14 protein-coding genes are annotated in these 13,194 nt (G+C 62.4%); 5 read left to right on the plus strand and 9 right to left on the minus strand.

Features of this window, described 5'->3' with window-relative positions:
• Nucleotides 1-141: 141 nt before the first annotated feature.
• Nucleotides 142-1,428, minus strand: a complete 1,287-nt coding sequence (gene aglM / locus ACFQL3_RS04520; RefSeq protein WP_377051814.1) for a UDP-glucose 6-dehydrogenase AglM — start codon at nt 1,426-1,428, stop codon at nt 142-144.
• A 134-nt stretch (nt 1,429-1,562) separates the two neighbouring features.
• Here aglM and ACFQL3_RS04525 point away from each other — a divergent pair, with 134 nt between their 5' ends.
• A complete protein-coding gene (locus ACFQL3_RS04525; RefSeq protein WP_377051816.1) occupies nt 1,563-1,829 on the plus strand; it encodes a ribbon-helix-helix domain-containing protein in 267 nt (88 codons plus the stop codon).
• Nucleotides 1,830-1,839: 10 nt separating this feature from the next.
• A complete protein-coding gene (locus ACFQL3_RS04530) occupies nt 1,840-2,139 on the plus strand; it encodes a type II toxin-antitoxin system RelE family toxin (protein ID WP_377051818.1) in 300 nt (99 codons plus the stop codon).
• 4 nt (nt 2,140-2,143) lie between these two features.
• On the opposite strand, the gene ACFQL3_RS04535 is transcribed toward ACFQL3_RS04530, so the two are convergent.
• The 8 genes from ACFQL3_RS04535 to ACFQL3_RS04570 form a co-directional block, all read right to left on the minus strand.
• Complete coding sequence (locus ACFQL3_RS04535) at nt 2,144-2,971, minus strand: undecaprenyl-diphosphate phosphatase (protein ID WP_377051820.1); 828 nt, start codon at nt 2,969-2,971, stop codon at nt 2,144-2,146.
• Between the two features lie 169 nt (nt 2,972-3,140).
• Complete coding sequence (locus ACFQL3_RS04540; RefSeq protein WP_377051822.1) at nt 3,141-3,437, minus strand: hypothetical protein; 297 nt, start codon at nt 3,435-3,437, stop codon at nt 3,141-3,143.
• Nucleotides 3,438-3,451: 14 nt separating this feature from the next.
• Nucleotides 3,452-3,631, minus strand: a complete 180-nt coding sequence (locus ACFQL3_RS04545; protein ID WP_377051824.1) for a hypothetical protein — start codon at nt 3,629-3,631, stop codon at nt 3,452-3,454.
• A complete protein-coding gene (locus tag ACFQL3_RS04550; protein ID WP_377051826.1) occupies nt 3,621-4,160 on the minus strand; it encodes a nucleotidyltransferase domain-containing protein in 540 nt (179 codons plus the stop codon). The genes ACFQL3_RS04545 and ACFQL3_RS04550 overlap by 11 nt, the downstream gene beginning before the upstream one ends.
• A 182-nt stretch (nt 4,161-4,342) precedes the next feature.
• Entirely contained in the window at nt 4,343-5,371 is a 1,029-nt protein-coding gene (locus ACFQL3_RS04555; RefSeq protein ID WP_377051828.1) for a winged helix-turn-helix transcriptional regulator, read from the minus strand.
• A gap of 234 nt (nt 5,372-5,605) precedes the next feature.
• Complete coding sequence (locus ACFQL3_RS04560) at nt 5,606-6,190, minus strand: hypothetical protein (RefSeq protein ID WP_377051830.1); 585 nt, start codon at nt 6,188-6,190, stop codon at nt 5,606-5,608.
• Nucleotide 6,191: 1 nt separating this feature from the next.
• On the minus strand, nt 6,192-7,298 hold the full coding sequence (locus ACFQL3_RS04565) for a hypothetical protein (protein WP_377051832.1): 1,107 nt from the start codon (nt 7,296-7,298) through the stop codon (nt 6,192-6,194).
• A 416-nt stretch (nt 7,299-7,714) separates the two neighbouring features.
• A complete protein-coding gene (locus ACFQL3_RS04570) occupies nt 7,715-8,467 on the minus strand; it encodes a hypothetical protein (protein ID WP_377051834.1) in 753 nt (250 codons plus the stop codon).
• Nucleotides 8,468-8,921: 454 nt separating this feature from the next.
• Here ACFQL3_RS04570 and ACFQL3_RS04575 point away from each other — a divergent pair, with 454 nt between their 5' ends.
• The 3 genes from ACFQL3_RS04575 (at nt 8,922) to ACFQL3_RS04585 (ending at nt 12,740) form a co-directional block, all read left to right on the plus strand.
• Nucleotides 8,922-9,332, plus strand: a complete 411-nt coding sequence (locus ACFQL3_RS04575) for a hypothetical protein (RefSeq protein ID WP_377051836.1) — start codon at nt 8,922-8,924, stop codon at nt 9,330-9,332.
• Between the two features lie 322 nt (nt 9,333-9,654).
• Nucleotides 9,655-12,084, plus strand: coding sequence for an MFS transporter (locus ACFQL3_RS04580; protein WP_377051838.1), 2,430 nt, complete (start codon nt 9,655-9,657; stop codon nt 12,082-12,084).
• Nucleotides 12,085-12,221: 137 nt separating this feature from the next.
• Nucleotides 12,222-12,740: an ArsR/SmtB family transcription factor gene (locus ACFQL3_RS04585; protein ID WP_377051840.1), complete on the plus strand. Its 519-nt coding sequence runs from the start codon at nt 12,222-12,224 to the stop codon at nt 12,738-12,740.
• The last annotated feature ends 454 nt before the right edge of the window (nt 12,741-13,194 follow it).

Raw genomic sequence — 13,194 nt, forward strand, 5'->3', positions numbered from 1 at the left:
ATCTGTAGCTAGCGTGCACAACGTAATGAGTGTTAGTTGTGAAAGCCTTGAAAATATTGAGCGAACTCTGATCGGATCGGGGAAGAGCAGGAGTTGCAGAGCAAGCAAACGCGACAAAACCGGTTAGCGAGGGCGACGTAGTTACCAGGTCAGCCCTTCATACACGATTCCCTCCTGTGGGTCGACGATCCGCCGCCCGTCGATCACGACCGGGTCGGCCATCGCATCGAACTCCTCGTCGAGCGTCGCGAACTCGTCCCAGTCGGTGACGACGAGCGCGCCGTGGGCCCCGTCCAGCGCTGCCGGTGCGGAGTCGGTGTACTCGATATCCGGAAAGCGTTCGCGCATGTTCTCGGTCGCGACGGGGTCGTAGCCGACGACCTCGGCTCCGCGCTCTGTGAGTCCCTCGATGATCGGGATCGCCCGGGAGTTACGCGTGTCGTCGGTGCCGGGCTTGAACGCCAGTCCGAGGACAGCGACGCGCTTGCCGGTCACGTCGACGTGGTCGTCGAGCAGGTCGAGCATGCGTTCGGGCTGGCGATCGTTGAGTTCGACAGCGGCGTCGAGCACGGGTGGGGAGTACCCCTCGTTCTCTGCTGCAGCGATAATTGCAGCAATATCTTTTGGAAAACATGATCCCCCCCAGCCCACGCCGCTCCGCAGGAACTGCTCGCCGATCCGGTCGTCGAGGCCGATCGCGTCGGCGACCTCGTAGGCGTCGACGCCGAACTCCTTGCAGACGTTGCCGATATCGTTGATCAGCGAGATCTTCGTCGCGAGGAAGGCGTTGTTGGCGTACTTGATCAGCATCGCGGTCGCGGGGTCGGTCCGGACGACGTGGGCGTCGTGTGCGGCGAGCAGTGGTTCGTAGACGGCTTCGAGGCGCTCGGTTGCCCACGCCTCCTCGGTGCCGAGGACGACCTTCTCGGGTGCGAGGAAGTCCTCGACTGCGGTCCCTTCCCGCAGGAACTCGGGGTTCGTGGCGAGGCCGACCCGCCCCTCAGCGTTCTCGCAGGCACCGAACAGGGCGCTGCGGACTTCCTCCAGCGCGGGCGGGGTGATCGTGCTCTTGACGACGACGAGGTGGTCTTCGTCGGTGTCGGCGAGCGCCTCGCCGGTCATCTCCGCGGCCGCGGCCAGCGGCGCGGCGTCGATGCTGCCGTCCTCGCGCGAGGGCGTCTGGATCGCGAGGAAGGTCACCGCGGCCTCGGGGACGCGGTCGTAGCTCGTCGTCGCGTGGAGGTTCGCCCCGGCGTGGTCGGCAACGAGGTCGTCCAGGCCCGGCTCGTGGATCGGTGCCCGGCCGTCGTTGAGCGCCGCGACGACGTCCTCGTCGATGTCGATCGCCAGCACGTCGTGGCCGAGGTCGGCGAGACAGGCGGCGAGCGTCGTCCCGACGTAGCCGCTCCCGATGACGTTGATTCGCATATCGTAGGCGTGTCAGTCGCAGTAGTAGTGTGTTGCGGTGTCGATGTCGTAGAACGCTACCGTTGTTGGGAATGGGTGGTGATTCGCGAGGACTGTGCGATAGTTCTATTAGTACCACTCACGTACCACAGAGTATGAGCACAGACGCAGATGACGACGGTGACATGGTGAAACTCAACGTCAAAGTGCCGAAGCGTCTTCTGGAGGAACTGGACGAGTTGGCAGCGGAACTGAACTACACCAACCGGTCGGAGTTCGTCCGTGAGGTGTTGCGCGACACGACTGAGCCGATTCTGACGCCCGGGGCGCAGGAGGGTGTCTCCGAGGGGTATGCGGACGTGGCAGCGGGGCGTACGATGACGATATCGGACGCGAAGGACCGCCTCGGCATCGATGAGTGAGGACTGACCAGTGAGCCATGACGTCATTCTGACAGAGACGTTCTTTTCGACGGTGGAGCAGTTCGAGACAGAAAACGCAAAGCGCATTATCAACAAGCTGGAGGATATCGGCGATTTCCCCGAGCACTTTCTTGATCGGTTAAAGAATCACCCCGGGTACAAGCTCCGAGTCGGTGACTTCCGCGTACTGATCGACTGGGACAAGGACAACGAGCTGATCTACGCCATCGACGTCTTCGAGCGAAAGAAAAAGTACCGAGAACTGGGGAAATACCGTGAGGTGTGGGGATCCTGGCGCGACAACGAATAGGGGCTCAGACGACGACCGAGACGATCCCGCCGCCGACGATGGCGAGGCCGCCCAGGCCGAAACAGATGAGCCAGAACGGCAGGCGTTCGACGACCCGCATCAGCAGGTCGATCGTGAAGTAGCCGACGATGGCGCTCGAACCCATCGCCAGCACGGCCGCAGTCGGGCTGATCCCCGGCAGCCCGCCCGCCCCAGCGACCGTCAGCGCCGCGGCCGAGAGGCTCGCAGGGATCGACAGCAGGAAGGAAAGGCGGAACGCGACGGGCGGGTCGTAGCTCCGGAACAACAGGGCACTGGTGGTGACGCCCGACCGCGAGATGCCCGGCAGGATCGCGATACCCTGTGCGCCGCCGACGAGGCAGGCGTCGAGAAAGGTGGGGTCCTCGCGAATGCCCATCCCGACCGACTCGGAGGCGAGCTGGAGGATGCCGGTCGCGACGAGCAGGACGCCGATCAGGGCGATGAAGACGCCGCCCGTGAGCTGGCCGGCGAGATCGACCGCGTAGATGTAGAGCGGGATGCCGACGATCCCCGTCGCGAAGCAGGCAACCACGATGAATGAGACGAGCGCGTTCTGGCCCTCGAAGGCGGCGCGGGGTCGCCACTCGGGGGCGGCACGCGTCGCCGTCGCGATCTCGTTACGGTAGTAGCTGGCGGCCGACACTGTGGTCCCCATCTGGAGAAAGAGCGCGAGTTGGAGCGCGACATCGGGTTCCGTCCCGACAGCCGTCAGAAACAACGCGAGGTTGCCCTGACTGGAGACGGGCAGCCATTCGACGACCCCCTGGACGATCCCCGCGAGGATCGCAATGATCAGATCCGTGTAAGTCACTGTGTGCTCACTGCCGATTGGGTGGGGTAATAAGTATCGATACTCGCTGAGACGGACGCGTCAGTCCTAGCAGTAGCTCTGCTGACAAATATACTATCGATAGAGCTCGGGATGTTGACCGAATCACCGGCCCGAGACCACGATCCCCACCGATTCGTTGGGGGACCCGTTATTCCCGACAGAGGCACTCGTCCGAGACCCGGCTCATATCGACGAGGTGCTGGTGCAGGTCGTCGGCGAGCAGGTGCATCGCCTCGGCTTGTTCCTTCGTTGCGATTCCGAGCCGATAGTAGGTCTTGGTCCGGTTCCGGTTCCACAGCTCAGCGAGGTCGTCACCGAAGGCGTCGTCGTACAGCCCGATCTCGGCCCCACGCTGGTAGAGCCGTCGGTGACTACTGATAACCTCTTCAGTGGCCATTGCCCCGTCGTGGATCAGCCGGAACTGGATGGTACGCTCGATCGCCACGAACGCCGACTCGATCACCACTGTGTAGTAGCCTTTTTCAGCAAGTTCGACCCGACATCCAATAGCCGGCAGGCGCGGCGAAGTTGGACCAACTCTGCATCGTCGATGTCCAGCCCGTCCTCTATCGTTCCGGGAGCACCCTCAAAGGTCCGCTCGGTTGCGACCAACTTCTCCCGAATCTCGTCATTCACCATCGGTGTACACCTCCGTCCGGAGCTCGGTGAGTTGGTCGGACTCGACCAACGTGATCCCGTCGTCGAACTGCGGCCGGAGTTGATCACCAATTCGCCGTACGCTGTCCGTCGATTCCACGAGCGGCTGGAACGTGTATCGGTTGCCCTCGAACTTCCGGTCCTCGAGATCGGCAACGACTGACTGGACGGATCGCCGGTCCTCCGTCTTGTCGCCCTCGACGACCACCAGGAGATCGATGTCGCTGGCCCTGTCGGCATCACCTCGGGCAACACTCCCGAAAAGGACGACCCCGACCAACTCCGCCACCGCTTCCTGGAGTCGTTGTAGGAACGCCCGAATCGGTTGGTGGAACTCCGCTTGGGGAATGGCGAGCACTGGATCCGGCTTCGTTATCCGCTCACGATTGATCTGCACCTGTTGAGCACGGCCGTCTTGTATGGTCTCGACGGCGTCAAGTTCGTCGAGCAGCCCGACTGCCTTCGAGATCGTCCCCTGGTTGGCTCCCGTGAGGGTTGCGAGTTCGGTCACCGAGTACCTGGTGTACGGTTGATCGATCAGGATCTCGAGAACGTCCTGCTGGCCTGATAGCGAAACACTCGCTCGTCCGGGAACGGATACTCCAGCTCGATCGTGATAGAATCTTTCCTATTAGGCATACTATTCCTAATAGGAATACAATAAAAAATCTGATCGTGAACGGCCCGATGGCCTCACTCCAGCAGTTCCTCGAAGATACGCAGCTCCTCGGCCTCCGAGATGGCGTCGGAGTCCAGACAGGCGTGGGCGACCTTGTGGACGAGCGCGGGATCGGCAAAGGCGGAGTCGGTGCCCGCGGATTCGCTGCTTGATTCCTGCTCGTCGGCCGCTTCGAGGGCAGCGAGTCGTTCGTTGATCCGGGCGAGCTCGTCTTCGATTTCGGCCGTCGGATCGGAACCGTCCGTGTCAGCCTGTTCGTCGTCCGCGGTGGTCGATTCCGACTGTCCGATATCGGTCGACTCGGGCTGTTCTGTATCTGTGGAGGTACTTTCGACCGCCGGTCCACCATCCGTCGTGACGGCCGCCGTCGGCGGTTCGTCGAACACCTGCTCGACGAGCGTCTCGCGGGCGCTCCAGTCGAACCCCTCGATGCTGTTCACGCGGTTGCTCACGGTCGCGCTCGAGACGTCCAGACGATCGCCGATCTCCTGCTGGGTCGCCGCGGGCCGCTCGGCGACGACGGCCAGCACCTCGCGCTGTTTCTCCGAGAGCGTCTCCGCGGTGGGGAGGTCGTCGGACGCGCTCTCAGCTGCATCTTCGCCTGCGTGGCTGTCCTCGGTCCCCTCCGTGGTGGGCTCCGTCGACTCGTCCGGTCCACTGGGGCTGGTCTCCTCTGGTGCGCCTTCGGCATCGGACGTCGGTTCCCCGTCGGACGCCGCGCCGCCGTCAGGCGTCGGTGCCTCGTCCGAGACGGCTTCCTCGTTCCGTGTGACGGCGTCGGTCGTGGCCTCAGCGGTGTCGGGGTCGTCGCGGTCGTCGCTCTCCATCGACGGGTCCTCGGGGCTCGACTCCTCCGTCGCGTCCTCGTCGGCCGCCGGATCGCCGTACTCGTCGAACACCCGCTCGACCAGGTCGGGCGTCGCACTCGGCACCATCGCGGCGATCTCGTCGATCGAGGCGTCCGGATGGTCCTCCGCCGTATCCAGTACCTGTTTGTGCCGGATCGACTGGGGGAATGGTGTGGAGTCGTCGTCGGTGCTCATGTTATCGCATTGATTGATCCCCTATTGTATAAGACTTATTGATTCAATAACATTTGTCGGCACCTGGTTCGTGATCGAAACGTATACGAAACGTGGGGCGACTCCTGTCGCGTGGATTTCGGATGAGGGTGTTACACATGAGTGTCACGAACACTTGACGCATCGTCTAGGAGTCCGATCAACAGAGCGCGTTCAGGCCGTCTCCACGACCGGTGCTCTGGCTCCCTCGGCGTCTCAGCGCTCGGAGTTGCGTTCGGGGGGTTCGGGCGGACTAAACGCGCTCGCGAGCCACCTGATCGGTCGCGTCTCGCGGAGTTCTCCCCACGAGCGCGTCTCGAGGAGCGCGAGCAGTCCTACGAGCGCGCTGGCCCCGAGCACGCCCAGGGTGGTCGTCGACGGGCCGTCGCCCGTGACCGTGACGAGGCCGCCCGCACCCGTCGCGAGGAGGAGCACACTGCCCGCGCTCCGGACCGGCGCACGCGCGAGCTGTTCGAGCCCGCGGTAGGCCACCGCGCCGGTCCGCGAGTAGACCGTCGCGGTCGCCAGGCCGTCGAGGACGGACTCGAGCGCGAGAACGAACGGACGGACCGTCCGCACCTCCCGGAGGTCGATGACGATCACGTCCGGGTCGGGCTCGGCGGTGAGCCAGCGGGCGAGCCACGAGCAGCGAAGGACCTCCCAGAGCCCGCCGGTCTCGGCGTCGCCGGGGGTCGGTACTGTGGCCGTCGCTCGTCGGGCGAGGCGATACAGCACCGACCCGGTCATGATGGCTCGGAGGCGACGCTGGACCGCGCGCCGCCAGTTGGGGTGTGCGGCCATCTCACTCCAGCCCGACGACGGTCGGGGTGAGGGTGAGCGTGCCGAGCGAAAGCGTCACCGTCGAGCCCAGTTCGATCGGCGCGCCCTTGAACCGGAGCCCGGATTCCGTCTCGCGGGCAGCCAGCTCCACTGTCAGGCGGAGATCGGTCCCGGTGCCGTCGGTCCGGGCGAGCTCGTCCGCGGCGCCGTCCGGTGGGGAGACCGACTGGACGGTAGCTATCGTCTCGCCGCCGATCCGTTCCTCGAGGCCCGGTTCGATCGCGTCCCGCCAGTCCGGGGAGACGTCGGTCGCCTTCACCGTCAGGGTTCGTGTAACCGGCTCGCCGAACGCCTCGGTCGTCCCGACGCGATCGATCGTTCCCTCGAGTTCGTAGCGCGCGGTTCGGAACGGGATCTCGCGGCCGGTGCGAAGCGGCTCGCCCGCGAACTCCCGGGCGTCTTCGACCAGCCGGGTATCGACGGTGAGCCCGAGCGCCGTTCTGACCACGTCGGGATCGGTCGTGCCGCCGCGGGCGACCGACTCGACCGTGGCGACCTCGCGGCCGGCAAGCGGGAAGCTGTCGCCGTCCTCGATGGCGAGTGCGGTCTCGATCGGGAGCTCCGCGCTCACGAGCAGGGCCGTCTCGGTCCGGTCGAGGCTCGGCTCCGCGTTCGTTTCGAGCACGGTCGCGTCGAGGTCTCGGGCGCCGACTCGGAGCGTGAGCTCGCTGCCGTCCTCGAGTTCCTGCCCGCGATACTCCGGCGCGGACTGGTAGGGGCGCTGGTCCAGGGCGACTTCGACGACCGTCTCCACGCCGTCGGGCGCGGGCGTGAGGTAAGCGTCGACGACCGAGAGGGCGCCCGCGCCGTCGATGAGCTTTCGGGCCACCGAGGGCGGGACCGTCCCGACATCGAGGACGGCGTAGACCGTTCTCGTGTCGGGGTCGTCGGCGTACGCGAGCGCGCCGACCGCGAGCGCGCCGACCGCGAGCACGCCACCGACTGCCAGCGTGCTTACGTCGAGCAGGGCGAGGCCAGCCACGAGGACGGCCGTGACCCCGAGGACCGCCAACAGGTCGATGACGTTGACCAGGCCCGCGATGCGTCCGTAGTCGTCGATCAGGTCCACGAGCGATCACTCCGGGAGCGATTCGATGGGCTATGAATCATGATACCGTTCTTTCTGTTACACTGTTGAATATAATCTTCGACTACGCGCCCGTTACTGAGGGGTGTGGCTGATGACGGCACCGGAGTGGGGCGGGCTGTACGAGGTAAATCGGCCGCCAGCGTGGCGGAGGGCGCCGTCCGGAACGTTTACGTGCTCGAGCATCGGATCGCCAGACACACACCCGTAGTTCCGCTGGAACGTGATCCCGATGACCGATTACGACGACCTCTTTATCATCACCGCACGGGACGTGAGCTTCGGGCTCAGTCCACATTACGTATCATGGTCTACTCTTTGCGACTCGTGTCCGCCTCGAACAAGAGCAGTATCGTGTCGAGGCTGACCACTTCGTTGGCTATTGGAAAACCGGTCGTTCAGCCCGCACTGCTGACGCTACGCTCGTAGGCTGGCGCACCGACGCTCGCTGTTTCGTCCTCGACCTCTAGGGTCATGAGCACCTCCATCGTCAGCTCTTCCACCGTCAGCTCGTCGTCGAGATGGGCATCCACCCACTCGCGTTCGACGTAGAAGTGCGACACCGCCGATTCGTCAACCGGGTGTAACGCCGTCACCTCCATGCGCTCGGTGTCGAGCCCCTCGGCTGTCGCGCCGATATACGCGCCAGTCAGGTAGCCGATCTCCTCGCTGATCTCCGCTTCGGTCGTGCCTTGTGGGTAGTATTCGACGTGGAGGACTTCGCCGTCGCGCTCGACATCAGCGAGTTCTAATCCTCCTTCACCTTCGACGACCAACTCGAACATCATCAGGAGATCCTCTTCAGTGAGATCGGTCGTTTCCTCAGCAGGTTCTTCTTCTGTGACCTCCGTCGTGTCTTCTGCATCCTCTACTGGCTCCTCGTCGGGCGGATCAGTCTCGTCTTCAGCCTCCGAGTCGGCGTCATCCGTGGACTCTTCTTCGGTCTCGAGGTCGGCTGGTTCGTCCTCTGTATCCGCGTCGTCGCTCGACATCTCGGGTTCTGCTTCGGGTGCTGGCTCGTCATCGTCGATATCGTCACCGCCCAGCGCGCTCAGGAGACTCATCACGACGATGAAGTAGCCAAACCCCACTGCCACGTTCCGCACTCGATGGCCTGGTTTCATCAACGGAACACGCTCAGAGAGTGCCATACGGCACCTACCCACATATATTAGAAAACCATTTGAGCGATTCATTCGTCTAATATATATGTATAATTAGTGAGGGATACTAAGTAGAGTACCATATATTAAAATTTATTTAAAAATATATACTTTATTACTCAATATTGTTACTGGCTTTCTGGATCCTCGATAATTTCGCAGACTCCCCGTTCAATGTTTCGCACAATACCATGTTCACGTAGACGTATTAACCTGAATTGAATATATTGACGAGAATATCCTAATTCATTTGCTAGATTTGCGGGGATATTTCACGATTCTCGCAGGTGAGAAGCAATGGCTACTACGGATACCACACGCAAAAAAGATGTCGACGACGAATCGCACTGTGAGTACGACTGGTGTGACGGCCCGGCTGGGGACGCACTCCCCTGTTTCGAGTGCTTCGATCCGTCACGAGAGTATGCCGCGAGGAGGACCCATGGTCGGTAAAGACGCCCGTCCGCAGGTCGTCGACGACACTGCCAGCGAACCTCTGATCGTCGACCCGACAGTGTCTGCCGCGCCCGAACAGGTGTTGACGGGCCATCCCGTCGGGCCGTCCGCGACCGGTCCTCAGTGTGCCGACTGTGGAACTGCCTTCGTCGAGACGGACCTCGTGTTCGCGTACGCGTACCGCTGTGCCGACAGGGCGGTGTGGGACGTTCCGCGGCTCTACTGTTGGGGATGCGCGCCCGGCACAGTTCGAACGCCGACGCTCGGGGCGACGGAAGTGCTCGTGGGTGGGCGGCTCGGCACTATCGCATGCCCGACCGCGCGGAGCCAGCGACTTTGCTTGACTGAACTTGCGCTGCGAGCGTACAGCCCGCCGATGGAGGGGGGTACGTTATGAGTGAACGCTGCAGGGGCCCCGCTCCTTTGGTGTTCCCTTAGTCTCTGTAGGAAAAATCACGGCGAATGCAGCAGCTGGTCCGGTGGGTCAGGGCGCAACAAACAGCCGTTCGCAGATGGACCGATCGGGGGCACTGCAACACTGTTCCGTGGGGATACACAATGACGATGGACGAGATTCGGGACGTGTACGTCCGGATCAGATGCGAGCTGCTGGTCCTCTGCGACTCGATCATAACCGATCGCCACCACGCATCGAGTGCCAACTACGATGCTGATTGGAGCGAAAAGCACATGGTAGGCCAATAGAACTACTTGAAGCAATGACTGCTGACGCCGGCAACGATCCAGAGACCGTGTGGGAGGCAACCGCCACGTTTCTGGATGACGATTCTGATGCCGAGACCGTCTTGGCAGATGTGCTCGAAGTAGACGCCGAGCACGGCACGTGGTTGTTCGAGGATATCGCTGCCGACTCGGGCACTTTCGGTGAATTAGTCTCACAGGGGATCGTGGAAAAGGTCGACGGCGAGTATCGCGTTGCTGATCGGGACGCCGTGGAGTCGGCACTTGCCGGCGAATCACTTGAGGCGGCTGACGATGGTGGTGAGGGCGGAGTGCTTGCGGGATTCGACCCCTCACTCGACATTGACCTGCGCGCGATGGCCGGGCTGGCCGGCGCGCTTACCTTCCTGTTCGTGATGCGCATCACCCAGTACCGATCGGTGTTCCGGGGGGATGACGTCGTCTCCCCGGGGAACGATCCGTACTACTACAGATATTGGATGGAGACGCTGCTGGCCGAATCGACCGACCCGACGAACCTCGACGTGATCGCGAACATGCCCGATGGGGTCGGCGGGACGCGCCCCCTGAGCCACGCCGTGAACTGGTGGCTCGCCGCCATGCTCGGCGGGGACCAGTGGGCCGCGGACATGGTCGCCGCCTGGCTGCCCGTCGTTGCGACGCTCGCGCTCGGGATCGTGGTGTACAAACTCGCCGTGGTGATTACTGCAGACGTCCGGATCGGGCTCGCCTCCGTGGTGTTGCTCGCAGTCGCGCCCGTCCACGCGGTGTACACGGGCGTGGGCTTCATCGAGCACCGACTGCATCAGTACCTCTGGCTGGGTGTTACCTTGCTGGCGCTGGCGTGGCTGGCGATGGACATACAGACACGAATTGAGGCTGGAGAAAGGGGGCAACGAGGTGCAGTGTCTGGACATCTCCAGACCCCGATGACGTGGCTCGTTGCTGGGGTGCTTGGCCTCTCGCTGGGCATCACCACACATCTATGGGGTGGCTCGGCACTCATGTTCATCCCGCTCGCGGCCTATATCGGACTTCGTGCCGTCGTCGACGCCCGGGAAGGGATCTCGCCCACGCTTGCGAACTTGCCTGTGCTTGTTGGGGTCGGTATCGGTGCCGCAATATCCGTCTGGTTGCACACGAACTGGGAGTGGCACGCCGGCTTCGTGGCCTATACGCCCGTGATGGTGTTCGCTGGGGCATTGGCAGTCGTTGTACTGGGCGAGGCTTGGCGGCGATGGCAGCTCCATTCCGTCGGACTGGTGGCTATCGAGGGGGTACTCGCCGGTATTGGCCTGTATCTCTTCCGGCGAATGCGCCCCGAAGATTGGGCACGATCACAGGAACGGGCTGACGATCTGTTTCTCAGAGAGGGCTACACCGAGTCGGTCTCGCTGTTCACCTTCGATTACGGAGTGATCTTCGGCCCGCTGATCCAGCTCGGCGTCGGGTTCTATCTGGGAATGGCCGTCTTCGCGCTGGTCGCGGTGCTCGTGTATCGCCAGTACGAGCCCGGCTGGCTGCTGCTGGTCGTCTACACTGGCTTCTGGCTCGTGCTCGCGACGATCCAGGTCCGCTTCGCCGCACAGTTGATCGTACCGCTGTCGGTGCTCGGCGGCGTCGGCTTCGTCTATCTGCTGTCGGCGGTGGAGCTCGCCCGCCCGCTCACGGTGTTCCGCGATAAGGAAACGACTGGAGCGGTCGCAGACGGCGGGCGCAGGTCGTCGATCTCCGTGCCGGGCGGGACGAAGGCATCGTATCTCCTCGTGATCGGCGTGCTCGTGTGTGGGTTCGGCCTGATCTATGTGCCGTCGCTCACGAGCCAGATCACCTACACGGATGCCGAGTACGAGGCGAACCAGGCGATCCAAGAGTTCGAGGAGGGCGTCGATCGGGAGTACCCCGAGAACTTCGTGCTGAACGAGTGGCCACGGAATCGGATGCAGAACTACCACGTGAACGGGGAGTCGAGTAGTTACGGCTACGCACGATCGAACTACAACGGCTTCGTCGGTGGGGCCAGCCCTGACGAGTCCTACGCCGACTTTGGCAATCGCGTCGGCTACGTCGTGGTTACGGATCGTGGCGGGTCGGTTGCGCAGGGGACTACCCAGGACCAGTTGTTGGGTGACCTCGGTGCTGGTGAGCAGGGCCTTGCACACTATCGGTTACTGGCCGTCGACGACGATCGCACTGCAGCGGCGTTCGCGATGGTTCCCGGGGCGACGATCGAGGGGGAGGCTGGCGCGAACGAAAGCGTTACCGTTGCGACGGAGGTGAGAGTCGACGGGAGAACGCTCGAGTACGAACGAACGGTTGAGAGCGATGGAGAGGGACGGTTTGGAGTGACGATTCCGTACGCAGGAGAGTATACGGTTGCGGATGAGACGGTTACTGTGACTGAGGCGGCTGTCGTCGACGGGGAGACGGTTTCGATGGGTGAGTGATCGCATCGATAACTTCGAGCGATTCGTACCGACTGACGCGGGGAGGGTCTGTCGATCTGCGAGCGAACAACACGCCCAATTCAAAATAGTGAATCGAGTTGCAAAAAGCTAATGTCGCTGGCGGTCGGAGTACGTATATGAGCAACGGGCGAACAGGCAATCACACGACTACGATGGATCGGATTCGGGAGGTTGCCATGACGGTTCGCGAGCCAAAAAATGCGGGAGAAATTGCCGAGACTGCTGGGGTTGCCCGAAACACGGCCGAAAAGTATCTCACGCAACTCGTCGAGGTAGATACACTCACGACGGTCCAGCGTGGTCGCGAGACGTGCTACTACCCTGATCCAGTGACCCAGTATTTCGATCAGATCCGTGACCTGGTCAACGAACATCAAAAGGACGAACTCACGGCCGAATTAGATGCCATTCGGACTGACATCGACGAGTGGAAGGACACATACGATGTGGAGTCTGCTGACGAACTCCGGACGACCGTTGGTGATGATCTTCCGGTAGCAGACCGTCGACAGCGACGTCACGATGCAGAGGACTGGGAGTACTACGAGCACCAGGCCATGCTCATCAAGCAGGCCATTCAGCTCTACGATACGATCGAGGCGACCCGCGAGAGTCGTCTCGCCTCTGCCAACTGACCTGGTGCCAGCGAATGGGGAACTCACCGATTCCGGGAGACACGCATCTCCACCGATACGAGGTCCACAAACGAGTCGCAACGCGCCTTCGACGTCACGCCGGCAGCACGGCTGTCAAGGCTGAACCAAGTCCGATGCGTCCAGTCCGTCTCGTCGCAACCCTCGACCGGGGGATCTTTTTCGACCAGGCTGCCGGTAAAGCGACACTCGAATTCGAGTGGCGTCCCCAGTCCGGGCGCGATGCGTTCCGTATCCAGTACAACGATTCGAGCACCCCGTGGTCATGTGGATGGCACCAGGACGAAACACACGAGTCCCTGGGTCCAAGTCACTTTCAAGTTGATCACGAAGCGTGGGCAACACCGTACCGTGAATCCACATCCTTTACCGATTCGAATCCGATGGCAATCCTCGAAACATCTCTCGACGAGCTTCGAAGCCGTGTTCCGGATCT

The sequence above is a fragment of the Natronoarchaeum sp. GCM10025321 genome (assembly GCF_042663585.1).
Taxonomy (GTDB): domain Archaea; phylum Halobacteriota; class Halobacteria; order Halobacteriales; family Natronoarchaeaceae; genus Natranaeroarchaeum.

Excerpts from the sequence above, each read along its gene's own strand:
- ACFQL3_RS04575 (WP_377051836.1), top strand. The coding sequence starts at position 8,922 with ATGGTCGGTAAAGACGCCCGTCCGCAGGTCGTCGACGACACTGCCAGC.
- aglM (WP_377051814.1), bottom strand. The coding sequence starts at position 1,428 with ATGCGAATCAACGTCATCGGGAGCGGCTACGTCGGGACGACGCTCGCC.
- ACFQL3_RS04585 (WP_377051840.1), top strand. The coding sequence starts at position 12,222 with ATGAGCAACGGGCGAACAGGCAATCACACGACTACGATGGATCGGATT.
- ACFQL3_RS04545 (WP_377051824.1), bottom strand. The coding sequence starts at position 3,631 with ATGGTGAATGACGAGATTCGGGAGAAGTTGGTCGCAACCGAGCGGACC.
- ACFQL3_RS04525 (WP_377051816.1), top strand. The coding sequence starts at position 1,563 with ATGAGCACAGACGCAGATGACGACGGTGACATGGTGAAACTCAACGTC.
- ACFQL3_RS04560 (WP_377051830.1), bottom strand. The coding sequence starts at position 6,190 with ATGGCCGCACACCCCAACTGGCGGCGCGCGGTCCAGCGTCGCCTCCGA.
- ACFQL3_RS04570 (WP_377051834.1), bottom strand. The coding sequence starts at position 8,467 with ATGGCACTCTCTGAGCGTGTTCCGTTGATGAAACCAGGCCATCGAGTG.
- ACFQL3_RS04555 (WP_377051828.1), bottom strand. The coding sequence starts at position 5,371 with ATGAGCACCGACGACGACTCCACACCATTCCCCCAGTCGATCCGGCAC.
- ACFQL3_RS04580 (WP_377051838.1), top strand. The coding sequence starts at position 9,655 with ATGACTGCTGACGCCGGCAACGATCCAGAGACCGTGTGGGAGGCAACC.